At 37.0% G+C, this 26,775-nt stretch carries 21 protein-coding genes; 18 read left to right on the top strand and 3 right to left on the bottom strand.

What is annotated here, in order from left to right; all coding sequences use genetic code 11:
• Positions 1 to 35: 35 nt before the first annotated feature.
• Entirely contained in the window at positions 36 to 806 is a 771-nt protein-coding gene (locus F4694_RS15145; RefSeq protein WP_179599374.1) for an IclR family transcriptional regulator, read from the bottom strand.
• A gap of 182 nt (positions 807 to 988) precedes the next feature.
• Between F4694_RS15145 and F4694_RS15150 the strand changes: the two genes are divergently transcribed.
• The 8 genes from F4694_RS15150 (at position 989) to F4694_RS15185 (ending at position 11,340) form a co-directional block, all read left to right on the top strand.
• The gene (locus tag F4694_RS15150; RefSeq protein ID WP_179599731.1) at positions 989 to 1,843 is read left to right on the top strand and encodes a dimethylarginine dimethylaminohydrolase family protein; all 855 of its coding nucleotides are present in this window, start codon (positions 989 to 991) and stop codon (positions 1,841 to 1,843) included.
• Positions 1,813 to 2,622 carry a dimethylarginine dimethylaminohydrolase family protein gene (locus F4694_RS15155; RefSeq protein ID WP_306458476.1) on the top strand — a complete coding sequence of 270 codons (810 nt, stop codon included), beginning with the start codon at positions 1,813 to 1,815 and terminating at the stop codon, positions 2,620 to 2,622. Before F4694_RS15150 ends, F4694_RS15155 begins: the two co-directional genes overlap by 31 nt.
• Before the next feature lie 42 nt (positions 2,623 to 2,664).
• On the top strand, positions 2,665 to 4,074 hold the full coding sequence (locus tag F4694_RS15160) for an amino acid permease (RefSeq protein ID WP_179599376.1): 1,410 nt from the start codon (positions 2,665 to 2,667) through the stop codon (positions 4,072 to 4,074).
• Positions 4,075 to 4,209: 135 nt separating this feature from the next.
• On the top strand, positions 4,210 to 5,838 hold the full coding sequence (locus tag F4694_RS15165) for a M20/M25/M40 family metallo-hydrolase (RefSeq protein WP_179599378.1): 1,629 nt from the start codon (positions 4,210 to 4,212) through the stop codon (positions 5,836 to 5,838).
• Between the two features lie 143 nt (positions 5,839 to 5,981).
• Positions 5,982 to 6,626, top strand: a complete 645-nt coding sequence (locus tag F4694_RS15170) for a DNA-3-methyladenine glycosylase (RefSeq protein WP_179599380.1) — start codon at positions 5,982 to 5,984, stop codon at positions 6,624 to 6,626.
• Positions 6,627 to 6,764: 138 nt separating this feature from the next.
• Entirely contained in the window at positions 6,765 to 8,168 is a 1,404-nt protein-coding gene (gene thrC, locus F4694_RS15175) for a threonine synthase (protein ID WP_179599382.1), read from the top strand.
• Between the two features lie 108 nt (positions 8,169 to 8,276).
• Positions 8,277 to 8,627 carry a hypothetical protein gene (locus tag F4694_RS15180; protein ID WP_179599383.1) on the top strand — a complete coding sequence of 117 codons (351 nt, stop codon included), beginning with the start codon at positions 8,277 to 8,279 and terminating at the stop codon, positions 8,625 to 8,627.
• Positions 8,628 to 8,874: 247 nt separating this feature from the next.
• Positions 8,875 to 11,340: a GH39 family glycosyl hydrolase gene (locus tag F4694_RS15185; RefSeq protein ID WP_257029263.1), complete on the top strand. Its 2,466-nt coding sequence runs from the start codon at positions 8,875 to 8,877 to the stop codon at positions 11,338 to 11,340.
• 47 nt (positions 11,341 to 11,387) lie between these two features.
• On the opposite strand, the gene F4694_RS15190 is transcribed toward F4694_RS15185, so the two are convergent.
• Positions 11,388 to 11,780: a C-glycoside deglycosidase beta subunit domain-containing protein gene (locus F4694_RS15190; RefSeq protein WP_179599386.1), complete on the bottom strand. Its 393-nt coding sequence runs from the start codon at positions 11,778 to 11,780 to the stop codon at positions 11,388 to 11,390.
• Between the two features lies 1 nt (position 11,781).
• Positions 11,782 to 12,801: a sugar phosphate isomerase/epimerase family protein gene (locus F4694_RS15195; protein ID WP_179599388.1), complete on the bottom strand. Its 1,020-nt coding sequence runs from the start codon at positions 12,799 to 12,801 to the stop codon at positions 11,782 to 11,784.
• Positions 12,802 to 13,155: 354 nt separating this feature from the next.
• Between F4694_RS15195 and F4694_RS15200 the strand changes: the two genes are divergently transcribed.
• From F4694_RS15200 to F4694_RS15245, 10 genes are all read left to right on the top strand, one after another.
• Entirely contained in the window at positions 13,156 to 13,944 is a 789-nt protein-coding gene (locus F4694_RS15200; RefSeq protein WP_179599390.1) for a sugar phosphate isomerase/epimerase family protein, read from the top strand.
• A gap of 22 nt (positions 13,945 to 13,966) precedes the next feature.
• Positions 13,967 to 15,061, top strand: coding sequence for a Gfo/Idh/MocA family protein (locus tag F4694_RS15205; protein WP_179599392.1), 1,095 nt, complete (start codon positions 13,967 to 13,969; stop codon positions 15,059 to 15,061).
• A gap of 83 nt (positions 15,062 to 15,144) precedes the next feature.
• Positions 15,145 to 17,385 (top strand): glycoside hydrolase family 3 N-terminal domain-containing protein, encoded by a 2,241-nt coding sequence (locus F4694_RS15210; protein ID WP_257029252.1) that lies wholly within the window; start codon positions 15,145 to 15,147, stop codon positions 17,383 to 17,385.
• A gap of 375 nt (positions 17,386 to 17,760) precedes the next feature.
• A complete protein-coding gene (locus F4694_RS15215) occupies positions 17,761 to 19,155 on the top strand; it encodes an MFS transporter (RefSeq protein ID WP_179599396.1) in 1,395 nt (464 codons plus the stop codon).
• Between the two features lie 68 nt (positions 19,156 to 19,223).
• A complete protein-coding gene (locus tag F4694_RS15220; protein WP_179599399.1) occupies positions 19,224 to 21,902 on the top strand; it encodes a glycosyl hydrolase in 2,679 nt (892 codons plus the stop codon).
• A gap of 272 nt (positions 21,903 to 22,174) precedes the next feature.
• Positions 22,175 to 23,080: a sugar phosphate isomerase/epimerase family protein gene (locus tag F4694_RS15225; RefSeq protein WP_179599401.1), complete on the top strand. Its 906-nt coding sequence runs from the start codon at positions 22,175 to 22,177 to the stop codon at positions 23,078 to 23,080.
• A gap of 63 nt (positions 23,081 to 23,143) precedes the next feature.
• Positions 23,144 to 24,271: a Gfo/Idh/MocA family protein gene (locus F4694_RS15230; protein ID WP_179599403.1), complete on the top strand. Its 1,128-nt coding sequence runs from the start codon at positions 23,144 to 23,146 to the stop codon at positions 24,269 to 24,271.
• Between the two features lie 12 nt (positions 24,272 to 24,283).
• The gene (locus tag F4694_RS15235) at positions 24,284 to 24,721 is read left to right on the top strand and encodes a C-glycoside deglycosidase beta subunit domain-containing protein (RefSeq protein WP_179599405.1); all 438 of its coding nucleotides are present in this window, start codon (positions 24,284 to 24,286) and stop codon (positions 24,719 to 24,721) included.
• A gap of 24 nt (positions 24,722 to 24,745) precedes the next feature.
• A complete protein-coding gene (locus F4694_RS15240) occupies positions 24,746 to 25,717 on the top strand; it encodes a sugar phosphate isomerase/epimerase family protein (protein ID WP_179599407.1) in 972 nt (323 codons plus the stop codon).
• A gap of 56 nt (positions 25,718 to 25,773) precedes the next feature.
• Positions 25,774 to 26,739, top strand: coding sequence for an ROK family glucokinase (locus tag F4694_RS15245; protein WP_179599409.1), 966 nt, complete (start codon positions 25,774 to 25,776; stop codon positions 26,737 to 26,739).
• Positions 26,740 to 26,775: the final 36 nt, after the last annotated feature.

Here is a 26,775-nt window from a genome sequence, read left to right on the forward strand (position 1 = left end):
TTCACTCCAAGTAATGAGTTTTCACTGGGCTTTATTTATGTTTCCTTAATGTTTTTTTTCGTATGGATATAAAGTTTATTGCCTAGTTTGGCTGATATCCGCAAGCCGTATTGAATAACTCTTTCAATTAATAACTGTTTTTTTTCATCTGTTTGGTTGATATCAACGTAACCAATACTTAATGCTCCTATTAATTCGTTGGAGTGATTGAATATGGGAGCGGCGACAGAGGAGGTGCCTTTGGTTTTTTCTCCGTGGCTTTCTCCAAAACCTTTTTGCTGAATGGTGTTTAGTTGTTGTAAAAACGAATCCATTTCTTGTTTCGGTACTAACTCACTTATGATTTTTAAAGCCTCGCCCCTATTCATATGGGCCAGCATGACTTTATTGGCAGCCCCGATATTCATTGGGATTCTAATTCCCAACTGGTCATAAATCCGGATTGGATTATGCGGGCAATCAATTCTTTCGACAACTAAAGCTTCCAAGCCAATTGGCTTACTGAAATAAACACTCTCCTCCACTTCATGCATTAATGACTCCATTTCAGGACGGATCAGCCCGACAAAATCAAAGGTATCATACATTTGTAAGCCATATTCCAGCCAGGAATACCCCAATGAATAGAGTTTAAGATTCGGATCCTGCTGAATTAATCCATGTTTGATCATGGATTGTAGAAGACGATGCATAGTGCTTACAGGCAAGTCACACTCCTTTGATAAATCTGTAATCGAGAACCAATTTTTAGTATCGCTATGCGCTAGAACTTTAATTACTTGCATAGCTCGGTCAATTGTCTGCAATTTATTCAACCCCAATCATTATGTTTATGAACTAGATAAAGAAAGGAATAATTAATTTTTCAGTAAATTCAAAATTAATTGACAAGTATTCCTAATTTTAATAATATCATATTATAAGTTTCCATTAAAAGAAAAGGTTTTCCACTATGCGGAAAAGGGGGTTAAAAAATTTGTTATCATCGATGTACAAAAATCTTAACAAGGTGATTTTAAAACATCCAAAGGATGCTTTTATCAGTCAAGAACATTTGGGGAATGAATGGAAAAGATTTAACTACATGAATGAACCAGATTTCATTAAGGCACAAGATGAATTTGAACAGTTTCTTTCGATTATTAAGGAACATGTGACTGAAATTGAATTTTTACCTACGGCAGAGACTGTTGGATTAGACTCCCTTTATGCCCATGATCCTGTAAAATTTACGAAACAAGGGGCAATTATTTTAAAGTCTGGGAAAAAATTACGACAACCAGAGGCTGAGGCTTATAAACAATATTTACAAGAAAAGAAGATTCCTATATTAGGAGAACTGAGAGGGGACGCGATGGCTGATGGAGGAGACATAGTATGGCTCGATGATCGGACCTTATTGATTGGCCGTGGTTATCGGACGAATGATGAGGCCATTAGACAAATCCAGGAGATGACAAAAGAGTTGGTAGACGAATTCGTTGTTGTTCAATTGCCTCACGACCAGGGGGAAGAAGAATGTCTTCATCTCATGTCCATTATTAGTATCGTCGACGAAAACCTGGCAGTGGTTTATTCAAGGCTTATGCCGGTATTTCTTCGGCAGCTGTTAATCAAGCGAGATTTTCAATTAATAGAGGTGCCCGGTGACGAGTATCACCGTCTTGGCTGCAATGTTCTTGCATTAGCGCCAAGAGTCTGTGTAATGGTTTCAGGTAATCCATCAACAAAGGAGCAATTACTTGAAGCAGGCGCAACTGTTTATGAATATGAGGGAAATGAAATTTCTTATTTAGGAACGGGGGGTCCAACATGTCTAACATGTCCAGTAGTGAGAGGGTAAACAAGCAGAAAAATGTGATGTTTAACAATACAATTGTAAAAATACCAGGTGAAAGCTATGTTGGTGGCTTAACCACTTCTGACTTAGGAAGGCCAAACTTCGAATTAGCGTTAGAACAACACCAGGCCTATATAGAGGCGTTGAAAAAATGCGGAACAACGGTAAAGATCCTTCCTAGTAATATAGAATTTCCAGATTCTACATTCGTGGAAGATACAGCGGTATTGACACCTAATTTCGCAGTGATTTCGAATCCTGGGGCAATTTCCCGTAATGGTGAAATCCAAGAAATGGAACCTATACTCAAGTCTTTCTATGAAACTATTTATACTATTATGTCTCCAGGAACTCTTGATGGAGGAGATATCCTGCAGATTGAGGACCATTTTTATATAGGAATTTCAGCTAGAACGAACCATGATGGTGCGATGCAACTAAAAACGATCCTTGAATTGGAAGGTTACAAAGGCACCATTGTTGAGTTAGATAAATTCTTTCATCTAAAAACAGGTATTGCTTATTTAGGGAATCAAACGATTGTAGTCGCAGGAGAATTTATTAATCATCCGGAGTTTAACCAATATCAAAAAATAGTTGTTCCACCTGAAGAGGAATACGCTGCAAATTGTATCCGTGTGAATGACTATGTCATCATCCCTGCAGGTTATCCAGTAACAAAACAAAAAATAAATACGGCCGGCTTCCACACTATTGAACTTGAAATGTCTGAATTCCGTAAACAGGATGGCGGATTAAGCTGCTTGTCACTACGATTTTAATAAAAAAGGGTTACAGCTATTTTAAGAGGGGTGGGAGAGGGAATGGAACCAGTTAATCAGGTAAGTCAGGAAAATCAATTAAATCGTTCCATGAAGCGCAGGCATTTATTTATGCTTTCATTAGGGGGAGTTATTGGTACGGGATTGTTTTTAAATGCCGGTTATACAATTAATCAATCAGGAGCAGGCGGTGCTCTAGTTGGTTATCTGTTTGGCGGTATCATTTTGTACCTAGTGATGGTCTGCCTAGGAGAGCTAGCTGTCTATATGCCTGTAACAGGTTCTTTTCAAACATATGCCAGTAAATTCATTAGTCCTTCTGCCGGGTTTTCTTTAGGATGGATGTATTTTATCGGGTCCGCTACTACAGCTGGTGTTGAATTTACCGCGGCAGGTATTCTGATGCAGAGGTGGTTCCCAGATGTTTACGTCTGGATATGGTGTGCGTTGTTTATATTGTTGTTATTCGGGATTAATGCTTTAACAACAAGAGGTTTCGCCGAGGCAGAATACTGGTTTGCGGGTATCAAGGTAATTGCTGTCATCTTTTTTATCATTATAGGTGCCGGGGCCATCTTTGGTATTATTCCTCTTGAAGACAGACCTGCTCCACTATTAGATAATCTAGCTCCATCAGGTTTATTCCCGGCTGGGATTGCGATTCTTTTTGTCACGATGATGAATGTGATCTTTTCCTATCAAGGATCTGAATTAATCGGGATTGCTGCCGGAGAGAGCGAGGAACCTTCTAAGAATATACCTCGTGCCATTCGCAACGTGTTATTTAGAATTATTGTCTTTTATTTGGCCTCTATAATTATTTTATCAGCAATCTTTCCATCCGAGGAACTCGGTTTACTAGAAAGTCCATTCGTTACTTTAATGGATTTGGCTGGAATTCCATTTGCACCGGATATTATGAACTTTGTAATCCTGACAGCGATATTATCTGTAGGTAACTCTTGTATTTACGCTTCAACCCGTCTTTTGTGGGCCATGGCTCATGAGGGAATGGCACCAAAACGGTTTGGGAAACTTTCAAAACGGAAGGTTCCATTTACAGCTCTAGTCTTTACGATGATATTCTCACTATTATCACTACTGACAAGTGTTATTGCCGCAGATACTGTTTTTGTTCTTCTGATGTCTGTTGCTGGAATATCCGTGACCATCTCTTGGATCGGAATTGCTCTCTCTCAGTTGATGTTCCGTCGTAAATATTTACAGGGCGGTGGGAAATTAGAGGACCTGCAATACAAAGTCCCATTGTACCCGTTAATCCCATTGATCTGTATCGTATTCTGCGTTTCCATACTTATATTCCTTGCCTTTGATCCAACACAACTAATAGGACTGCTAATCGGTCTAGGATTCCTAGTAATATGCTACGTATCCTACCACTTCAAAAACAAACAAACCAAAGCAAACTCAGAAACAAATATAAAAGGATAACATAGTAGCAACAAACACGGTTGTTATTAATTGGTGAAACAAACATTGGTGACAAAACATCGGTGACAGGCACCGCTCGTGGACAGTGTCCACCTAGGGTGGACACTTATTGGATTGGTAAAGGGGGATAGGATTATGGAACATCTTAGGTGGGGAACACCGGATAGGCTGCGGAGTTTATTGTGTGAACTGGTGAGCTGGAAAAGCATGACGTTAACTGATGGGGAGCGTGAGTTTCCTGGCAAGGTTCAGGCGAAACTTCAGGAGTTAACGTATTTTCAAGAGAATCCCGACCTTTTGGGTCTTTATGAGGCTGATTTGGGGCGGAGATTTTTAGCAGGGTTGTATAAGTGTGATCGTGAGGAACAGGATACAATTGTTTTACTAAGTCATTTTGATACGGTAAACACTGAAGAGTATGGGGACTTAGAGGAGTATGCCTATCTGCCGGAAGAATTGACGAAATTACTATTAAATAGAATGGGTGAACTAGACGGGGAGGCTCTTAATGATCTCCTATCTGGTGAATATTTATTTGGCCGGGGCACAATGGATATGAAGATGGGACTGGCAATGCATATGGGGTTATTGGAAAAAGCAACGGTTGAGAAATGGCCGATAAATCTCCTCCTGCTGTCTGTCCCTGATGAAGAGGTAAACTCATCCGGTATGCGTGCGGCTGTAACGAAACTGTTGGAATTAAAAGATAAACATAATCTCACCTATAAGCTTTTCCTAAATGGGGAGCCGGTATTTACGCAAGAACCAGGTGACAGAAGCTTTTATGTGTATTCTGGATCCATTGGAAAAATTATGCCATCTGCGCTCTTTTATGGAAAAGAAACACATGTCGGCGAACCACTAAGTGGCATTACAGCGCCATTTATTGCCTCATTTTTGACGCAGAGAATGGAGTGGAATTTGACTCTGCAAGAAAAAATGAATGGTGAAACTACACCACTTCCTGTTACCCTCCAGCAAAAAGATTTACGATTGGAATACTCTGTTCAAACGCCTTATCGATCTGCAGCGTTATATAATGTGTTTTTAATGAAACGGACTGCAGATGAAATCATGGAGATTTTTGAAACAGTTGCCATTGATGCTGCAGAAGCTTGCAATCAAGCGTATAAAGAGGTTTGTTTGAAGCATTCTGTTCAGCCAGTGGGCGAAGTCCGTGTTTTGCGTTACGAGGATTTACAAACATATGCGACCCGTAAATTCGGATTGGATTTTGTGGAGGAAATAAAGTCTCAAGTTCAGGAAATGCCCAACTGGGATGACCGTGAAAAATCAATACGAATAGCAGACAGTCTGATGATTGAATGTCAGGAACTTGCACCAGCAATCGTCTTACTCTATGCACCACCTTATTATCCGGCGGTTAATTCATCTGATGATGACCTCGTCAAGAGATGTGTCCAGTTTGTTAGGGACATAGGACAGAGAAGATTTAATTTACCTGTAAAACAGGTTCATTATTTTAATGGAATAAGTGACTTAAGCTACGTTAACTATCATGATGAAGGCGAAGGGTGGACTGCATTTAAAGCGAATACACCAGTATGGGGAAGCAGTTACTGTATACCATTTGATGCCATGAGCCAGCTTTGTGCACCTGTCCTAAATGTCGGTCCATTTGGAAAAGATGCCCACAAACGAACAGAAAGACTGCACATAAAAAACTCTTTCGAAGAGGTTCCTTATCTGGTTGAAAATATGTTAAAAATGATTATTAAGAGCATGTGTCAATCTGTTCATTGATTTAAGAAACTGGCACCTTCCGCGGAGGAGGGTGCCAGTTAACATTTGTCCTTAAATAATTTCTTTCAATTATACTTTTTTTTAATACTCCTCGTTAATATGGGTAAAACAATAAGAAAATCACCTAAATGGAGGCAACTGTCATGGAAGATTCTCCAAAAGAAATCGTTCCACTACCGCAGGAATTTTATGAACAACCTACCCTGGATCTAGCAAAGGCATTGCTCGGGTGCCTTCTCGTAAAAGAAAGCGATCAGGGGATGACTGCAGGTTATATTGTAGAAACAGAGGCATATATCGGTCCAGGTGACAGGGCTGCGCATAGTTACAATAATAAGCGGACGGCTAGAACGGAGATCATGTTCCATCATTCAGGGCTTGCCTATACGTATCTCATGCATACCCACTGCCTTTTCAATGTGGTCAGTGGCGGTGAAGAAAAACCTGAAGCCGTACTGGTCCGTGCTCTAGAACCTCGGTATGGTATCGAGTTGATGAAAACCAGAAGAAGAATTCAAGACCTGAATAACTTGACAAATGGTCCTGGAAAACTGACAAAATCATTGGGCGTTACAATGGATGATTATGGAAGTTCCCTTACACTTCCACCTTTATATATAGCTAAAGGTATTTTTCCGGATTGTATCTCAGTCGGAAAAAGGATTGGAATAGACAACTCAGGTGAAGCCAAGGATTACCCATGGCGTTTCTGGATTACCAATAATAAATTTGTTTCAAGACATCAAAAATCTGAATATGAAATAAAAATCAAAAGCGTTAATAATTAATGAAAATTCAAATAATAATTTCTAGACTATTCACTCAATTGTGTTAAAATGAAATTTATATTTTAGAACTTTAAAAGGATACAATCTCACAATTCAAAACTGAGGCAATAAAACTTTTAATAGATATTGGAGGCAGCTATGAACTTTGTTAGTACACGCGGCAATGTAAGTAAAATTGGTTTTATCGACACAGTCCTAATGGGACTGGCAAATGATGGAGGACTATTAGTACCGGAGAAAATCCCGCAGATTCCTGCAGAAAAGTTAGAGGCAATGTCTAAGTTAACGTATCAGGAATTAGCATACGAAATCTTTTCCTATTATGTTGATGGCGAAATTCCAGACAATGACTTGAAAGAATTAATTGAGAAAAGCTATGCAACCTTCCGCCACCCAGAGGTTACACCTGTTCAAAAGCTGACGGATAACATGTATGTTTTAGAACTATTCCACGGCCCAACCTTTGCTTTTAAAGATATTGCGCTTCAATTCTTAGGAAATTTATACTCCTATGTATCCAAACAGACAGGGGAGTCGATTCATATTCTCGGTGCTACTTCAGGGGATACCGGCGCCTCAGCGATTGAGGGTGTAAGAGGAAAAGAAGGAATTCGCATTTGTATTTTGCACCCACATGGCAAAGTAAGTAAGGTACAAGAATTACAAATGACGACTGTTGATGACAAAAGTGTTTTGAATTTAGCTATTAAAGGAACATTTGATGATGGTCAAAGAATCATCAAAGAATTGTTCGCTGATGTGGATTTTAAAAACAAATACCATATGCGTGCGATTAATTCAATTAACTTTGTTCGAATCATGGCACAGACGGTTTATTATTTTTATGCGTATTTCCAGGTAAAAAAGGAAACTGATTTAACGACGATTAACTTTAGTGTGCCGACTGGAAATTTTGGCGATATCTTTGCTGGTTATCTTGCAAAGAAAATGGGACTGCCAGTTGGGAAACTTATCGTTGCCACTAACGAAAATAATATTTTAGAAGATTTTATCCATGATGGAGTGTACAAGCCCGGTGAATTCCGCAGCACTTTCAGCCCTTCCATGGATATCCAGGTAGCAAGCAATTTTGAACGCTATCTATATTACTTGCTTGAAGAAGATCCAAAGGCCGTGTCGGACTTAATGGAGAAATTCAATTCAGAAGGAAAAATTGTTGTAAGCGACGAGCTGCTTCAAAAGGTGCAGCAGGATTTTGCAGCACACGGTGTTAATGGGGAAGAATGCTTGCAAACGATTAGTAAGTACAATACAGAAACCAGTTATTTACTAGACCCCCATACTGCCTGTGGGGTAGCTGCATACGAAAGCTGTAATAAACCTGGTGAGATTTGTGTCACATTATCAACTGCTCATCCGGCAAAATTTAATGAATCCATTGAGCGTTGTCAGATCCAGCAGACATTCCCTGAGCAAATAAATCAATTATTTAATAAACCACAATATGTAGAAGTTGTTGAAGCTGATAAAGGTGAAATTGTTCGTCATTTAGAAAAGCTTTTTAGTTTTACTACAAAATAAATCCGAAAATTGCGCACCCTCCGGACAGGAGGGTGCCTTTTTACATTTTTAGAACATAGAATATGCTGTCCAACTTTGGATAAAGTAACACTAAAAGAGTAAAAGTAGGTGTTTGTCCTGAAATTTCTTGTACTTGGTGCAATTATTTTTGGTGCTATTGTTTTTTCCTTACTGCCAATATTATCAGCATATTTTTTTCAACCAACTTTAAAAGACAGCATTAGATTTAATGTATATTTTCTCCCTATTTCTTTTATAGGAAACATCGTCCTATCATGGGGCTTCATTCAAGGCAGCAGAGTATTTGGAAATACGGTAATGCTAGGTGGTCTTCAAACTGGGGTATATGCAGTTGTTGTTACATTATTATCGATTTTGTTTTTACAGCAGAAGATTTCAGTTTATTCCATTATTGGACTTTTTCTAATTGCAATAGGTACTATCTTATTAAATAAGTAAGCTTTTGTTCAATAAAGCTGCAAAATAAATACAATGAAAGCTTAGTTCATACAGAACTAGGCTATTTTATTTTTTTAAAACATGATATTTAAATGAATTTTAAATATTTTGTCGAATTTTAAAATGTTAATATGTTATATTAAAAAATAGTAGCTTTAAAAGTACAGTTTTTTATGGAGGGATGGAATTGGTTGGTTCTCATACTTTCCAATCTTCAATAGATTCGAAATTAGTAACAATTTCAGTTATGCACAAAAAAAGTAATCTGGAACATGCTCATAGAGAGATAGAATTGATCTATATGATAAAGGGTAATTTACAGGTCAAAGTTAACAATAAAATCTTTCAAATGAAAAGTTCTGATTTTGTATTGGTGAATTCTAATGAATTTCATTCTTTCCAGTCTAATGAAGAGAATCTATTTATTGTTTTCCATCTTAATTACTTTGAATTAAGCTCACTTCTAGCTCAGAAAAATCTATTATTCATTTGTAATTCAATCGAGCACGATCACTCAGCCAATCAAAAATTGAGAACAGTGATGGAGGATTTACTAACGGTTTATATGAAAGTAAACCATTTTTCACAAGTGGAATTCTTAGAAAATACCTATAAATTCATTTCAACTCTTAAAATGAATTATTTACAGAATCAAAATCAAATGCTGCTTAATACGTCTAATAAGGGTCAAAATGAACGACTAACAGATATCATTGATTACATTCAAAGCAATTATCGAGAGCCATTATCGTTAGAGGAAGTAGCGGGTATTCATTATCTCTCCATTCCTTATTTATCTAAATTTTTTAAAAAACAAACTGGAAAAACATTTTCACAATACTTGAATGAAATTCGTTTGGCACATGCTGTTAACGAATTAGTTAACTCTGACAAACCAATTACAAGAATTGCATTAGATAATGGATTTCCAAATTTAGCTTCTTTTAATAGAGTGTTTAATGAAAGCTATCAGATTAAACCTGTTGAATACAGAAAACAAATGACAGGTTCGACAGTGGAAGAAAAAGACATTTCAAATGATATTAGCAATCTAGAAAACGATGAAGCTCTAACGGAGCTGCGCGATTATCTTAAAAGTACCGAGGAAAAAAGTATTCAATCAATTTCTGAATCTAGAGGTAATACGGAAACGGAAATTGTAAAAGTTGGAAAAACGGATGCTTTTGTAAAGTATTGGAATAGATTGCTTAATATCGGGTATGCAAAAGATTTATTGAATTCAGATATGCAAGAGCAAATTACCCTTTTACAATCGGAAATCGGTTTTACCTACGCTAGATTTTGGGGATTGTTTGGTGATGATATGCTTCTAGAAGACCGCTCTGGCGGATCCATTATTTACAATTTTTCGAATGCAAACAAATTGCTGGATTTCCTCATTAAGAATAAATTAAAACCTTTCATTGAAATGGGTCCGAAACCAAAAATCATTCAAAAAGCCATTGGTGAGACACTTGTAGTCCAAACTATAAGTGAAAGGACACTGTCAGAATGGCAAAATCTTGTGAAGGCATTTTTGTTACAAAGTATCGAGCGTTATGGTATTGAAGAAGTCGAGAGCTGGTACTTTGAAATGTGGCGGCCTATGGATGAATTTAACAGTGAAACACAGGAAGAAAAAGAATTCTTAGCGAAAATTAAGAATAATCAAATCAAAGAGCCTAAATATAGTGAGTTCTTTAAAATATTTAGTGAATTTAAAAGGACTGCGCAAGAACTGGTTCCTGGAGCAAGGATTGGCGGATGTGGTTTAAGTATGGATCTAGAAGGGGACAAACTGGATTTGTTACTTGAACAATGGAAAAAGGAAGAAATTCAGCCTGACTTTCTCTCTATTTATCTATATCCGATTGAAATAGATCGTGATAAATATCGGGTTCCAATTAAAAATTTACATTCTACTAATCCTCACTATGTGCTAAACAAGTTGAATGATGTGAGAAAATCTTTGAAAAAAGCAGGCTTAGAAAACTTAGAACTTAACGTCACTGAATGGAATATTAGCATATCGAATCGTAACTTTCTTAATGACAGCAGTTTTAAAGCAGCCTACATGGTAAAGAATATTGTTGAAAATTTGAATCAAAATCAATTGAAAATGATGGGATACTGGTTATGCTCTGATATTTTTAGTGATTTTCGCGATTCGAAAAACATCCTTCATGGTGGTGCCGGGCTGCTGACGAAAAATGGCATCAAAAAACCAAGTTACCATGCATTTGTCCTGTTAAAACAATTAGGTGAGATTTTAGTGGCAAAGGGTGACAATTATATTGTTACCAAAAAATCCGGCGATCGCTATCAAGTATTATGCTTTAACTATAAGCATTTCAATTATTCTTATTACTTACATCCCGAGGGCAGCACAGGAATCAACGAGCAGTATGATATTTTTGAAAACAATGAACCTTTAAAACTTTCGTTAGAGATCCAAGATATTTCCAATGGGAAATACCGTGTTAAAGAACTAAAATTAAATCGCGAACATGGCAGTATATTAGATGAATGGTTGAAATTCGGTGTGGTGGATGACATCAAACCAGATGAAGTGGATTATTTTAAGCAAATTTGTGTTCCTCATATGAAAGTAGAGCATTCCCTTGTTGAAAATCATTCCATTGTCTTAAAAGGGGAACTTCAACCACATGAAGTACGCTTGTTTGAGCTTAATTTGCTATTTGGAGAGAGATAAAATAGAGGGTAAAAATCGTTATGCGATTTTTACCCTCTATCATTTTATTAAGCTATTTCCACTGTCCTTACTTTACGTCCTGCTAAAGGAACAGGTATATAGGCAGTACGCACGACTACATCTAAAGCAATCTCATGACTCCCGTTGGATAAACCACCATCTTTGAGAACTCTTACTGTTAACGGTTCTCCATATTCCCATTTATAGGATGTGACGGTTTCCATTTCATCTAACGTAAACCAAGCGACCTCATCAACAGAACAAACAATATGTTCACGTGCAATCTTTTCACCATCTACTTCAACTCCAATATCATTGACCATGGATAGCGGAATACCCCGGTAATAAGTAATATTGGTCTTCAATTCAAATCCAGTCACGTTTCCTGCCTCTACTATATTTTTACAAGTGTTTTCAAGGAAAACATTATTATCAAACATATTAATATACCTCCTGGCCTTCTAATTCTTTAATTACGTTTCGAATAAGCTTTTGATGTGCTAGAACCTGCTCTTTTTCCTGCATTGGATGTCCAGGAAGCACCCAGCGGTTTCCTTCATATTCTGTAGAAACATAACCATCGTAGCCTTTATCATGCAAATATTGAAGAATGCCTTTATAATCAATGGAATATTCTTCTCCCTTTTCTGTCATTTCAAATAACTTAAAGTGGAAATGTTTAATGTATGGAAAATATTCATTTAAAACACTGAAATGTTCATTTTCATATCCATCAGCCATATGAGCAAAGAAGTAATCGGCATCGGATTTTAATAGTTGCTTCAATTCAGTTGGAAATCCATTATGTTCTAGATATACTTTTCTAGGATCTTTTCCTTGCTCGAATATATGATTGATATAATCAATTACTTCTTGGTTTGTACCTAAATGCTTACAATAATCAGCCATTACTCTTGGCAGTCTGTTGCAGAAAATTCCTGTATCAATCACTAGACCGATATAAGGAGAATTTAATCTCTTCATTTCCTTAATAAAATCTTGTGTTTTCTTAACATCGAAGCTTAAACCAGCATGAATCTCCAACGCTAAGGTAACATTGTATTTTTCAGCATATGGCAATAATGGTTCGATAACATAAGCGGGTACCATTGACACCAAACGAATCAACTTAATCCCTAAACGATTTGCAAGCTTAATTTCTTCTATTAGTAAATCAACACACTCTTTTTTAGTTAATTCGCGATTTTTATATAAGTTTGTGTTTAAGAAGACGTCTGCAATGACTGGCTTCATTTTATAGGTAGATACTAATCGATCCCAATCTGCTAAAGTTTGTTCCGAAGGATGTGGTGCGTTATGCATCATCTGATCGGGAATGATTTCAATTCCTTCGACTGAATTTTCTGCTAGAAATTTGAAGATATCCTCTAGGCTCATACGCTTATTTAAATATTCATCCTGCAAACTATACAAACTTACGCATGTATTTATTTTGCTCATTAAAAATTCTCCCTTCGTTTTTTCTTATTTGATGTCGCTTACATATGTATCATAACCTGTGTCTCCCTCCATTCCTTTTCATTAATTATCTTAGTAGATAGATATTTTCGTCTCATTTTCCTCTCATTTTATTGATGATAATTAGAGGTTAAAAAAAACAGTTAGATTTTTAACCTCTTCTAAATTTTGGTGCAGTATGAAAACAAAATGAATTAAAATCTACAATAAATTGGTTAACAGGTGAGGAGATGTGCATAAACAAATTGATTAAAATAAGATTGTAAGCGTTACTCAAATACAAATTGTTATATAGATTGATAGACCAATAATAAATTGGAAAAGAGAGGATTAGAAATGATGCAAATTGGAATTATTGCCACACCAACAGAGGAAAGTTTTCAAAAAGCAAAGCGAAAAGGACTAGATTTTATTGAAGTATGTGTGAATGAAGGTCAAGATGTAGACGCCTTTTATCGCAATCGAGATAATTTGAAAAAATGGAAAGATGAATACGGTGTTGCAGTTGCCTCTATAGGAAGATGGAAGTCTTTGCGCATTGATGAAAAGGGAAACGTCATAGAAGAAGAATTAGAGAGATGCTTTCGATTAATAGATGTTGCAAGTGAATTGGGATGCACCAATTTTGTAAGTGGCTGTAATTATGTCGAAGAATTATCCTTTTACGAAAACTGTACAGCAGCAATAAACTTTTTCTCCCTGCTTATTGACTATGCTAAACCAAAAGGAGTAAAAGTCTCTACTTACAACTGCCGAAAAGTAAACTATGTCAATACTCCAGAGGTTTGGAAAATCGTTCATGGTCATTTAAAAGACTTAGGAATTAAGTTTGACCCATCTCACAGCCGTTATTTTGGCGGGGATTACCTACAGGAAACCTTGGACTGGGGAGAACGTTTTAACCATGTGCATTTAAAAGGTTCGATGATCATTAATGGTCAAAGAGTGGATGATCCACCAGCAGGTTTGGATCAAACAGATTGGAAAACCTTCCTTTCATTATTAAGAGTGAAAGGCTATAACGGGGGCTTGAGCATTGAACCGCATTCACCAGTATGGACGGGTGAACTTGGTGAAAAAGGAATCGATTTTACAATCGAATATATGAGGAAGCTTGCATTTTAGAGCATGAAGGAGAGGATTAGACATGAATAATCGGAAATTAAGATATGGATTAATAGGTGCAGGGAGTAATGCGGAAAGAAAACATTTAAATAATTATATGAATCTACCTAATATTGAATTAGTTTCCATCTGTGATGTGAATATTGAAAATGCCAACAGATTAGCTGATAAATATAAGATTGAAAAAGTTTATAGCAATTATAAAGATATGCTTAATGCTGAAGAATTGGATCTTGTAAGTGTTTGTACACCAAACTACCTGCACGCTGAAATTTCTATTTATGCCCTATTAAAGGGAGTAAATGTTCATTGTGAGAAACCGTTAGCAGTAAATGCAATCGAAGCTAAAAAAATCGTTGAAGCAAAAAATAAATCAGGGAAAAAAGTAATGCTTGGCTTAAATAACCGCTTTACAAATGAAGCTGTTTACCTGAAAAAATATATTGATACGGGCTACCTAGGTGAAATCTACCAGGCAAAGGCTGGCTGGATTAGAAGAAGTGGTATACCGGGTAGAGGCACTTGGTTTACCAATAAAGATTATGCTGGCGGCGGAGTTATGATAGATTTGGGTGTTCACTATCTTGATTTAGCCATGTACCTAATGGGTATGCCAGAACCTTCCTATGTGACTGGAGCCACTTATAATAATTTTGATCAAACGACTACACGTAATCGAAATGGATATAAGGGAAATCCAAATGGTATCTTTAATGTTGAAGATTCTGCCATGGGTTTTATTGGTCTTAAAAATGGGGCAACTGTAAATTTTGAATTCAGCTGGGCCTCCAATATTGAAAAAGACAAGCAGTATGTAGAAATACTAGGAACAAAAGGTGGAGTTTCTCTCATAAATGGTGAGTTAAAGATTCATTCTGAACTGCTGGATACCTGTGTAGATATTTCTCCTATTTTGAACCCAAATATTAAATTAAAGAATGAATTTGAACATTTTACAAATAGTATTTTATCGGGTGATCCATTAATGGCTCCTGCAGAGCATGGGGTTTATATGATGAATATTATTGATCATTTTTATCTAGCTGCAAGTAAAAATGAGCCTGTTTTTTTCGAAAAAGATAAAAATAAAATTCTACGACTCTCCTCATCGTTTTGAGGAAAAAAGTATCCTATAGATAGATTTATACAAAATCTACCTATTAGGATACTTTATGTATTTTTATATAAAAGTTGAGAGGGATGATTTTAGTAATGGTAGAAAGGGCTATGCAGGATAAGATGATAGTAGAAGATCAAGAAAGTAAAATAAATGAATTAATTGGTAAAATGACTTTAGAAGAGAAGGTTGGTCAATTAACACAAATTGTTCCATCCCTTTATGGTGCATTTGAAGAAATTATTACAAAATTGGTTGAAGGTGAGATTTCTTATCAGGAATTTCAGGCAATGGAGAAGAATTATCATAAGGATAAAATTAGAGAAGGTATCCTTGGTTCAATGGGTGGAGTCACAGGAGCAGAAATCTCTAATGAATTACAAAAAATAGCCATAGAGGAATCTAGATTGGGAATTCCTATGCTTTTTGGCTTGGATGTTATCCATGGGTATAAAACCATTTTTCCCATCCCGCTTGCAGAAGCGTGTAGTTGGGATTTGGATTTAATCGAGAAAACGGCAGAAATTGCCGCTAAAGAGGCATCTTCTGCGGGGATTCATTGGACCTATGCACCGATGGTAGATATCACCAGAGACCCGCGTTGGGGACGAATTGCAGAAGGTGCAGGAGAAGATACTTATTTGGGGAGTATGATTGGAGCTGCGCGAGTAAAAGGGTTTCAAGGAGAAGACTTATCCGAATTTCAAAGGGTTCTTGCATGTGCAAAGCACTTTGCTGCCTATGGAGGAGCTGTGGGCGGTCGTGACTATAATACTGTAGATATGTCACTTCAAACTCTTCATGAGGTCTACCTTCCACCTTTTGAGGCAGCAGCCAAGGCGGGTGTTGGAACATTTATGAGTGCCTTTAATGATTTAAATGGTATCCCGTGTACGGTTAATAGATACCTTTTAACAGATGTTTTAAGAGAACAGTTAGGATTTAAAGGCTTTGTTGTTAGTGATGCAAATTCTATAGCAGAAGTGGTAGTTCATGGGGAATCGGTTGATCGGAAGGAAGCTAGTAAGAAAGCCTTATTGGCAGGGCTAGAGATGGATATGAGTCATGGTACGTACCAACAGGATTTACCTGAACAAATCAAAAATGGTGATATACCTACCGATGTATTGGATGAAGCAGTTGGACGTGTCTTACGTGTGAAATTCCATTTAGGACTATTTGATAACCCATATAGAACGAGTAAAGAAGTGGAAGAAAAAACTCTGCTTGCTCCTGAACATGTGGAAGTGGCTAGAGAGATGGCACAACGATCGATTGTATTGTTGAAGAACGAAGACAATATCCTGCCATTAAAGAAGAATCATAAGAAAATTGCTGTTGTTGGTCCCTTAGCTGATAATCAAAAGGAAATGTTAGGTACATGGGCGATAACGGGTAATCCAGAAGAGGTAGTTACTGTTCTGACAGGGATCCAATCTGCGGTTGATAAGGATACAGAAATCGTAAATGCAAAGGGCTGTGAGGTAACCGGTAATGAAAATATGGACTTTGAGGCAGCGGTACAATTAGCAAACGAATCTGATGTGATCATTGCTGTCGTTGGTGAGACTGCCGACATGAGTGGCGAAGCTTCGAGCCGTATGGATCTTAACTTACCTGGTAGACAGGAAGATTTATTAAAGGCGTTGCATCATACAGGAAAACCAGTAGTAGTTGTCCTCATTAACGGAAGACCCTTAACGATTCCTTGGGCAGCTGAGAACGTATCCGCCATTGTAGAAGCATGGCAATTGGGCATTCAGAGTGGTAATGCAATAGCGGATGTTTTGTTTGGAGATTACAATCCAAGTGGTAAACTAGTAGCTACTTTTCCATATTCTGTGGGACAAGTGCCTATCTATTATAATCATCCTAAAACAGGAAGACCTGCAGGTAAAATAAAATTCACATCAAAATATATAGATGGCCCATCCGAGCCATTATATCCTTTTGGTTTTGGCTTAAGTTACACCACGTTTGAATATGAAAATCTTCTTATTTCGTCTTCTGAAGTTACGAAAGAGGGTAAAGTTACAGTTTATATAGATGTAATAAATTCAGGTGATCGCACAGGAGAAGAAATTGTCCAGCTTTATATTTCTGATGTTGTGGCTAGCAGAGTAAGACCAGTTAAAGAGTTAAAAGGATTTAAAAAAGTAGCACTTCAGCCAGGGGAGACAAAAACCGTTAGTTTTGAGATTGAGATCAAGAATCTTGGTTTCTTCAATGAAGCAATGGATTACATTATTGAACCTGGTTTATTTAAAGTTTACGTCGGCCCGAATTCGAAGGAAGGGCTAGAGGGAGAATTTTCACTAGTTTGATAATAATTTTTTTAATAAATCGTTTAATTATAGACGCAACCATTAATTTATTTTTTAATGGTTGCTATTTTTTTGACTACTAATTATTCAATTAAGATAGTTAATAATATGATAAAATGCTAGAAAAGGGTCAAATTAACTAAAATTACTTAGAAATTTCCGAATATTTGAACATCAGATTAAAAATAACAGTTTAATTTTTAACCTATTATAAATGAAAGCCCTTTATTTTTGAAAGAGGTTAAAATATGAGAGTTATATGTTTAATAATATGAAGGCGTTTGCATGAAGGGTCAGATACTATAATAGTAACAGTAGCTACTGTAATGAAGAATACACATGTTGGGGTCAGTTCTTAAAAATAGGAGGAGAAATATGGCAAATGTTGTTGTTCAGCAAACTAATGATATAGTTGCACCTCAGACTACTGAAAAGCTAAGTTTTATGACAAAGTTAAGTTATGGATTTGGTGAGTTTTCTGCTAGCGTTGTATGGAGTTTAGCGTCATCCTATTTATTATTCTTTTATACGGATGTTTTCGGTATTGCAGGTGGTGTGGCTGCTGTCATTTTACTAGTTGCTAGGGTTTGGGATTGTTTCGTAGATCCAATACTCGGACTAGTCATGGAACGCACGAAAAGCAAACACGGACGTTTTAGACCATATATTCTTTATGGGGCATTAGCTCTATGTGCCCTTAATATCTTGACTTTTTACACGCCAGATCTTTCAACTGCCGGCAAGGTGATTTACGCTACGATAACCTATTTATTATTAGGTACAGTTCACTCAGTGGTTAACGTTCCATATGGTGCACTTGCCACAGTAATGACAAGGGATACAAACGAAAGAACGAATTTAAACGTTTATCGAGGAGTTTTTGGACAATTAGCAGGTATCCTAACTGGTGCTGCTGTAATGCCTTTAATTACTTTCTTAGGTAAGGGAGATCAACAAAACGGTTTCTTCTATGCAGCAATTGTTTTATCATTAGTATCAGCTCCACTTCTAATCTTAACGTTTAAAAACTGTAAGGAAGTTGTTACTCCAGCAAAAGAAGAAAGACCAACAATTAAAGAATCTTTAAAATCTGTTTGGTCCAATAAACCAGTATTGTTAATTCTAACTAGTCTTTTCATTGTTTTACTTGGAGTATTTGGTAGAATAGGGACTATCGTTTATTATGCTATTTATGTATTAAATCGACCAGATTTAATTGCGGTATTATTTACAATATTATCGGTTTGTGGAGCAATCGGAGCATTTGGAGTTTCTTTTATCGCCAAATACTTTGAGAAGAGAACTCTATTAATTGGTGGATCCATCCTTATGGGGCTTGGTTGGATTGGATTGTATTTAACACCTGTGACAAATTTTACGATGATCTTTATTTTGTCAGCGATTTCATGTATTCCTCTTGGTTTTAGCGGCCTTATGGTGTTCAGTATGGTAGGGGATGCAATCGATGAGAGTCAATTGAAGACAGGCGTACGTGCAGATGGTGCGATCTATTCCTTTACCAGTCTAGTAACCAAAATTGCAAGCGCTTCAGTAGGAGCCTTGAGTGCAGCTATTCTTGGGGCAATTGGCTATGTTGCGAATACACAACAAACTCCGGAGGTAGTGAACGGAATTAACATGTTAGTGAATTTAGGACCGGGTCTATTATTAATTATCGGAACGATTCCTTTGTTCTTCTATCATATTACAAAGGCAAGAGCTATGAGGAATACAGAAGAACTTCTAAAAAGACAAGGATTAACAATGTAAAAACTGCGGAGCTTATAAGTTACACAAATATGTGTAGCTTATAAGCTATTTTAATAGGAGGAAGCATAATGGAAAAGACCATAAAGGACTTAATCAATCATAAAAATGAAAATTACATTCTTCCTTTTCTTTGGATGAAAGGGGAAGATGAATCAATAATCAGAGAAGAAATTTCAAAAATCTATGAATGCGGAATACGAGGTATTTGTGTAGAAGCACGGCCGCATCCTGATTTTGCGGGTCCAGGATGGTGGCATGACCTTGATATTGTTATGGAAGAGGCGAAAGAGCGAGGTATGCGTGTTTGGGTATTAGATGATGCACATTTTCCAACCGGTTATGCCAACGGTTTAATTGAGAAAAAATACCCAAACCGGAAGAAAACTTATATTAACTACAATACTCTTGATATCTTAGGAGCCCAAAATGAGGTAACGGTACATATTACCCCAATGTTAAAACCAAAGAGTTCTTGGCTTGATATTGGTAAACCGAATGACAAAGAAGAACAAAAAAACAATAAGTTAATTAGTGTAGTAGCAGCTAAGTTAGTAAATGACGGAATTATCTATGAAGAGTTACTCGATTTGACTGACAGTGTTGAGGGAGATTTCTTAACATGCACTTTGCTAGAAGGACCATGGAGACTGTTTGTTATATATGAAACCAAAACAGATGGCGGTAACCCGAAATACATTAATATGATCGATGAAGAGTCTGTCAGCACGCAGCTTGAAGCAGTATATGAACCACATTTTGAACGTTATAAGGATGAATTCGGAAAGACTTTTGCCGGGTTCTTTTCTGATGAGCCAGCTTTCGGAAATGTAAATGGATTTGACTTTAATGAAACGATCGGAAGAAAGGATATGCCTTTACCGTGGAGTGAAGAAGCAAAAAATTTGCTTTTAAACGCTCATGGTGAGAATTGGAGAGTGTACCTGCCTTATTTATGGGCTAGTTCTGAGGAAATGAATCAATGTGTCCATACTCGATATACCTATATGGATATCATTACTCGGTTATATCAGAAGAACTTTAGTAATCAACTCGGAAAATGGTGCGAAGAACACAATGTTGAATACATTGGCCACGTTATTGAGGATAATGATCAGCATAGCCGATTAGGAAGCGGGGCGGGGCATTTCTTTAGAGCTTTGTCTGGTCAGCATATGTCGGGAATTGATGTGATTGGCGGTCAGGTAATTTTTGGTGGTGCCGGTCTAGAGAGAAGGGGAGTCTTCAAAGGAGATGGAGAATTCTATCATTATACACTAGGAAAACTCGGGTCTTCTTATGGACATCTCGATCCGAAGAAAAAAGGAAGAACGATGTGTGAACTTTTTGGAGCTTATGGATGGAAACTTGGAGTTAGGGATATGAAGTATATCCTCGATCATTTGTTAGTTCGAGGTATCAATTATCTTGTACCACACGCTTTTTCCATGCGAGAATATCCTGACTTTGATTGCCCGCCGCATTTTTATGCAAGAGGACATAATCCACAGTTTAAGCATTTCGCGCATCTCATGCATTATGCCAATCGCTTATGTCATATTTTTAATAACGGTATTCATGTTGCTCCTGTAGCTGTTTTATACCACGGTGAAAGTGAATGGACTGGGGAATACATGAAAATGCAAAAACCAGCCAGAATACTGACTGAAAATCAAATTGATTTTGATTTTGTTCCGATTGATATCTTAAGTGACCTAGGTACTTATAACGGAAATGTAGAGAATAACGCTTTACACATTAATGGTGAACAATTTAAATGTTTAGTGATTCCTTACAGTCAATATATTACGAAAGAGTTGGCTGCTTTTATTAAGAAAGCGGAAGGCTTGGAGATTATTTTTGTAGACAGAAGACCTGAAGGGATTTCGAATCTAGTAGATGGTCAGGAAGCATTAGAACTTTTGGGAGCTATTGAAAAATGTAAAGTGGTTGCTTTAACTGAGTTGGCTGCTAATCTTAAGGCACAAGGGATATTTGATGTTCATTTAAAGACACCTTTTAAGGATTTAACTTATTATCATTATATGAAAGAAAATAATATATATATGTTTCAGAACGAATCTGCACATGAGACATTTAGTGGTGAAATTAAACTAACCAATGGAGAATTTGCTATTGTCTATAACGGTTTAGAAAATACATTTGAAAATCTGCCAGTAAGAAAAGAAAATGGAAAAGCGATTATTTATTTAGAGCTAAAGCCTTATGAATCTTGTGTGGTGTTTGTAGGTGATGAAGAACAAGCAAGTGAGTTTAGAGATTATCGTCCAGTTTCTATGAAAATCTCTGAGTGTGAAGAAACAATTGATCTATCAACAGATTGGAACTATTCTTTAGTAAAGAAGATTGAATACCCAAATTTCGGCCAACTGAATCAAATGAAAGAATTAGTTCCGATTTCCAAAGAATATCCTACTTTCACTGGAATCATTAAGTACGAAAAGACGATTGAACTAGAAGAAGTAACAAAACAAGGGATATTAACTTTTGAGAATATTTATGAAGCAGTAGAAATATGGATCAATGATGAATATGTGGGGATGAAAGTGTGCCCGCCTTATGTTTTTGAGGCGGCAAACTATTTAAAGAAAGGGACTAATACCATTCGTGTGGAAGTAGCCACCACATTAGATCGAGATCGATTTAATCACCCAGAACCACCATTTATTGTTTGGCACGACGCAATCGATCCTACAGGTATGTTTGGAAAAATAACTCTTTCGATATAATTACAAAGTAGATAAATGAGGTGTGATACACAAAGTATCGCACCTTTTTCCGTTTATTAGGCCCAATATATTAATAGATTAAAAAAAACATTATAATATTTAACCTGATTTTATCTCAAAAAATAAGAAAAATACAAAAAAGACGAAAATCTATACCTGAAAAGGTTAATTAAAGAAAGGGAACATGTGTAAAAAGAGGTTAAGATATATATGTAAGCGGAATCAATGTATAACATTTAATAGAAACAACATAGGAGGAGGAACAGACAGCAATGAAACTTGGATTTAACAGCGCAATTTTGAGTGAATGCAGCTTTGAAGAAGTAATTGACTATGCAGCTGAAAACGAATTTTCATGTGTGGAGATATGTGCATGGCCGCAAGGTAAAGCAGCTCGAAAATATGCGGGTGTCACCCATATAGATGTTGATAACTTAGATGTGGACTATATCAAGAACTATAGCGAAGCTAAAGGAATCAAAATTTCCGCTATTGCATATTATCCCAATGCCCTAGATCACGATCCAGAAAAAAGTGATTACTATGTGGCACATATAAAAAAATGTATTGAGGCAGCCAATAACCTTGATATTAACATGGTAACAACCTTTATTGGAAGAGACCAAAAGAAAACAGTAGAAGAAAATTTGGCGATTATGACTACTGTGTGGAAGCCAATCGTTGAATACGCTGAAGAACTTGATGTAAAAATTGCAATTGAAAACTGCCCGATGCTATTTACTAAAGATGAATGGCCAGGAGGACAAAACCTTATGACAACACCAGCCATCTTCCGTCGAGTGTTTGAACTAATTCCTAATAAAAATTTCGGATTGAACTTCGATCCTTCTCATTTTGTATGGCAACAAATGGATTATATTAAGCCAATCTATGAGTTCCAAGAACGGATTTTCCACATCCACTTCAAGGATATTAAAGTTTACAAAGACCGCTTAAATGATGTAGGAATCATGGCAACACCGCTTGAATACATCTCGCCCAAATTACCAGGTCTAGGGGATGTAAATTGGGGACAATATGTATCTGCCTTAACAGATATTGGTTACCGTGGATATGCCGTCATAGAAGTAGAGGACAAGGCATTCGAAGATTCACTTAAATCTAAAAAAGACTCTATTAAAATTAGTAAAAACTATTTGAGTCAGTTTTTTGCTTAAATAGATTAATAAAATATAAAACTAAAAATCATTTATTAATGAAGAAAAAGGAGAATGAAAATTATGGGTAAATTAAAGATTGGTATTATTGGCTGCGGTGGTATTGCAAATCAAAAGCACTTTCCAGCATTAGCACAATTTAAAGAAATTAGTGAAATCGTTGCATTTTGTGATATCGTCATTGAGCGTGCTGAAAAAGCAGCGAAAGAATTTGGCACACCTGATGCTAAAGTTTACGCAGACTATCGTGAGCTATTGAAGGATGAATCAATTGATCTTGTACACGTTTTAACTCCGAATGTAAGCCATAGCCCAATTACTGTTGCTGCATTTGAAGCGGGTAAGCATGTAATGTGTGAAAAACCAATGGCTCACACTACAGAAGCGGCACAAAAAATGATTGATGCTTGGAAAAAGTCAGGCAAGAAATTCACAATTGGTTATCAAAACCGCTTCCGTCCGGAAGTACAATCTCTTCATAAATCTTGTGAAAAGGACGAGCTTGGCGATATTTATTTTGCAAAAGCACATGCGCTTCGCCGCCGTGCAGTACCAACTTGGGGAGTATTTCCTGACAAATCCCAACAAGGCGGAGGTCCATTAATCGATATCGGTACGCACGCTCTTGATATTACTTTATGGATGATGGATAATTACAAACCAGTTTCTGTAACAGGTTCTGTTTTCAATAAATTAGGTAATCTACCAGAAGCTGTTGAAGGCAATATGTTTGGACCATGGGATCCAGAAACTTATGAAGTAGAAGACTCTGCGTTTGGTTATATTAAAATGGAAAATGGAGCGACGATTTTCCTTGAATCATCTTGGGCACTTAATGTTTTAGAATCCAGAGAAGCGGCTACTACCCTTTGCGGAACAAAAGCTGGAGCACAAATCAATTCTGGCATGAGCTTCCGTACAAATGAATTAGTTTATAATTCTGCACGCAATGGTATGTTAACAGAAGAGAAAAACTCCGCTGGTGGAGCGATTGCATTCTTTGAAGGCGGATCAAATAAACCAGAGGTACTAGAAGCAAAGCAATGGCTAGAGGCTGTTTTATATGATAAAGAACCACTTGTAAAACCAGAACAAGCATTTGTAGTAACGAAAATTTTAGATGCGGTTTATAAATCTGCAGAAACAGGCAAGGAAATTGTGTTTGAAGACGAGACTGTTTTAAGCAAATAGGAGGGTGCAATCATGGCATTTAGTATGAGGTTGCCATTCGTCGATGTTGTTTGTGATGATAGTCTAGTAAACACATATGTGAATGGGAAAAAGCTAGGATATGAATTCCAAATTCGTTTGAGTAACTACCGTGGACATTTCTTATCTTGTATTGAAGAGTTTGTTGTTGCCGTTGATGGTAATGAAGTAAATTCAGATGATATCACGTTTTGTCTTAATGAAAAAGAGTTTACCTTAAGGCAATTACCCAGTCTTATTTCAGAGTTTTGGAATTTAATAGAACCAGCTACGATTAAAGTGTTTGCACCAGGCGGTTTAACTGAAGGAGAACATCACATAGATGTGAAAATGATGCTGCGTATCCCATATATGGCGGTTCCTGGAAGCAAAAAAGAGCACGACTATGCTAAATTAGATTCTTGTGGGAGTAAAACATTATCTGTTAGATAGTAAGAGAGAGGAGGTTATCTCCAAGTGGGGAATATTAAGTTAGGAATTTCTTTATATAGCTTTACAGATGAATATATAAAAGGTAAATTTACATTAGAAGATTGTATTCGTACTGCTGCGGAATATGGAGCAGAAGGATTTGAATTGGTAGGTACCCAAATGCTACCTTCTTATCCATATGCTAGTGACAAAGTATTAAATGAATTCAAAGCGATGACAGATCATTATGGGATTGAATTTGTTTCTTACGGAGCCAATGCGGACCGCGGGTTAAGATCCGACCGTGATTTGACGGAAGACGAATTGCTACAATCTGCCATCATTGATTTAAAAACGGCTAATAAATTGGGATGTAAAATCATGCGTGCCCAGTACCTTTTATCGCCGACAGCATTTGGTAAATTAGCGCCTTATGCTGAAGCTTATGGTATTAAGGTTGGGGTTGAACTTCATAATCCGGAGACACCATCATCTCCTAATATTCAAAAATATGTGGAAGTGATTGAAAAAACTGGATCAAAATATCTTGGAATTGTAACAGACTTTGGAACTTTCGCGACTCGTCCAAATAAACCTCATTGGGATGAGGCTCTAGCGAATGGAGCACCACTTGAATTGCTAGAAATGGCCGCACAACTACGTTATGATGGTGTGTCAAGAGAGGAAGCAAGACAGCGGCTGATTGAAGCTGGAGCTAATGGTCCTGTAATGGGTGCTCTCCAAGGAATGTATGGATTTGTGACATTCTATAATCAGCCTGATTTGGAAGGATTAAAGAAAATCATGCCATACAATATCCACTTCCATGGAAAATTCCATTATATTGATGAGAACCTTCAGGAAGCGAGTATTCCATATCAGGATATTCTACCGATTATCCAAAACTCTGATTTTGATGGATATATTGTCTCAGAATATGAAGATCATCTATCTGGCAGAGCTGAAGTTATGACAAAACGTCATTTAGAAATGCAAAAAAAAATACTAGGACTATAATTTTGTGAGAATACAGGTGAAATTCACCTGTATTCTTTGCCAAGGGTGGGAAAAAAGTGAAAAAATTAATTGGGATTGATTTAGGCGGCACGACTGTAAAGTTTGCCATTTTGACGGAAGAAGGAGAAGTCCAACAAAAGTGGAGTATTGAGACTGATATTCAAGATGCTGGGAAGAACATTGTTCCAAACATTATTGAATCGATTAACCATCGTCTAAGCTTATATGGACTGTCAGCTGATGATTTCCTAGGAATTGGAATGGGTTCTCCTGGAACGGTTGATAGTGAAAAAGGGACTGTTATTGGTGCCTTTAATTTAAATTGGACTACTTTGCAGCCAGTAAAAGAATTAATTGAAGCTGGGACAGGTATTCCGTTTTGTATCGATAATGATGCAAACGTTGCAGCATTAGGCGAGCGCTGGAAGGGTGCTGGTGAAAATGGTGCAGATGTGGTCTTTGTTACGCTTGGAACAGGTGTTGGCGGCGGAATTATTGCAGATGGAAATCTGATTCATGGCAAGGTAGGAGCAGGCGGAGAAATTGGCCATATTATAGTAGATACAGAAGGTTATCAGTGTACTTGTGGAAATAAAGGCTGTTTGGAGACAGTAGCTAGTGCAACAGGTGTTGTTCGTTTGGCAAGGGATTTTTCTGAAAAATTTTCTGGGGAATCCGAATTGAAATGGTTAATTGACGATGGACAAGAAGTAACCGCAAAGACTGTTTTTGATCATGCGAAACGTGGAGATAAATTAGCCTTAATCGTTTTAGATAAATTTTATTATTACTTAGGACTTGCATGCGGTAATATTGGGAACATATTAAACCCTGAAACCATTGTGATTGGCGGGGGAGTATCAGCAGCGGGAGAAATGCTGTTAACAGGAGTGGAAGAATACTTCCATAAGTTTGCCTTCCCAACCGTTAGAACTAGTACAAAATTGAAACTTGCACTGTTAGGAAATGATGCAGGCGTTATTGGTGCTGCATCATTGGTTAAACAATCAAGCAAGAACTAAAAACTTAGAAGCCAACCTTATAAAATAGGGTTGGCT

This window comes from Neobacillus driksii (genome assembly GCF_013409995.1).
GTDB classification, from domain to species: Bacteria; Bacillota; Bacilli; order Bacillales; family Cytobacillaceae; genus Neobacillus; species Neobacillus driksii.

Bases quoted from the DNA above. Each gene is read 5' to 3' on its own strand.
- F4694_RS15150 (WP_179599731.1), top strand. From the start codon at position 989: ATGTACAAAAATCTTAACAAGGTGATTTTAAAACATCCAAAGGATGCT.
- F4694_RS15155 (WP_306458476.1), top strand. From the start codon at position 1,813: ATGTCTAACATGTCCAGTAGTGAGAGGGTAAACAAGCAGAAAAATGTG.
- F4694_RS15160 (WP_179599376.1), top strand. From the start codon at position 2,665: ATGGAACCAGTTAATCAGGTAAGTCAGGAAAATCAATTAAATCGTTCC.
- F4694_RS15165 (WP_179599378.1), top strand. From the start codon at position 4,210: ATGGAACATCTTAGGTGGGGAACACCGGATAGGCTGCGGAGTTTATTG.
- F4694_RS15170 (WP_179599380.1), top strand. From the start codon at position 5,982: ATGGAAGATTCTCCAAAAGAAATCGTTCCACTACCGCAGGAATTTTAT.
- thrC (WP_179599382.1), top strand. From the start codon at position 6,765: ATGAACTTTGTTAGTACACGCGGCAATGTAAGTAAAATTGGTTTTATC.
- F4694_RS15185 (WP_257029263.1), top strand. From the start codon at position 8,875: ATGCACAAAAAAAGTAATCTGGAACATGCTCATAGAGAGATAGAATTG.
- F4694_RS15190 (WP_179599386.1), bottom strand. From the start codon at position 11,780: ATGTTTGATAATAATGTTTTCCTTGAAAACACTTGTAAAAATATAGTA.
- F4694_RS15195 (WP_179599388.1), bottom strand. From the start codon at position 12,801: ATGAGCAAAATAAATACATGCGTAAGTTTGTATAGTTTGCAGGATGAA.
- F4694_RS15200 (WP_179599390.1), top strand. From the start codon at position 13,156: ATGATGCAAATTGGAATTATTGCCACACCAACAGAGGAAAGTTTTCAA.
- F4694_RS15205 (WP_179599392.1), top strand. From the start codon at position 13,967: ATGAATAATCGGAAATTAAGATATGGATTAATAGGTGCAGGGAGTAAT.
- F4694_RS15210 (WP_257029252.1), top strand. From the start codon at position 15,145: ATGATTTTAGTAATGGTAGAAAGGGCTATGCAGGATAAGATGATAGTA.
- F4694_RS15215 (WP_179599396.1), top strand. From the start codon at position 17,761: ATGGCAAATGTTGTTGTTCAGCAAACTAATGATATAGTTGCACCTCAG.
- F4694_RS15220 (WP_179599399.1), top strand. From the start codon at position 19,224: ATGGAAAAGACCATAAAGGACTTAATCAATCATAAAAATGAAAATTAC.
- F4694_RS15225 (WP_179599401.1), top strand. From the start codon at position 22,175: ATGAAACTTGGATTTAACAGCGCAATTTTGAGTGAATGCAGCTTTGAA.
- F4694_RS15230 (WP_179599403.1), top strand. From the start codon at position 23,144: ATGGGTAAATTAAAGATTGGTATTATTGGCTGCGGTGGTATTGCAAAT.
- F4694_RS15235 (WP_179599405.1), top strand. From the start codon at position 24,284: ATGGCATTTAGTATGAGGTTGCCATTCGTCGATGTTGTTTGTGATGAT.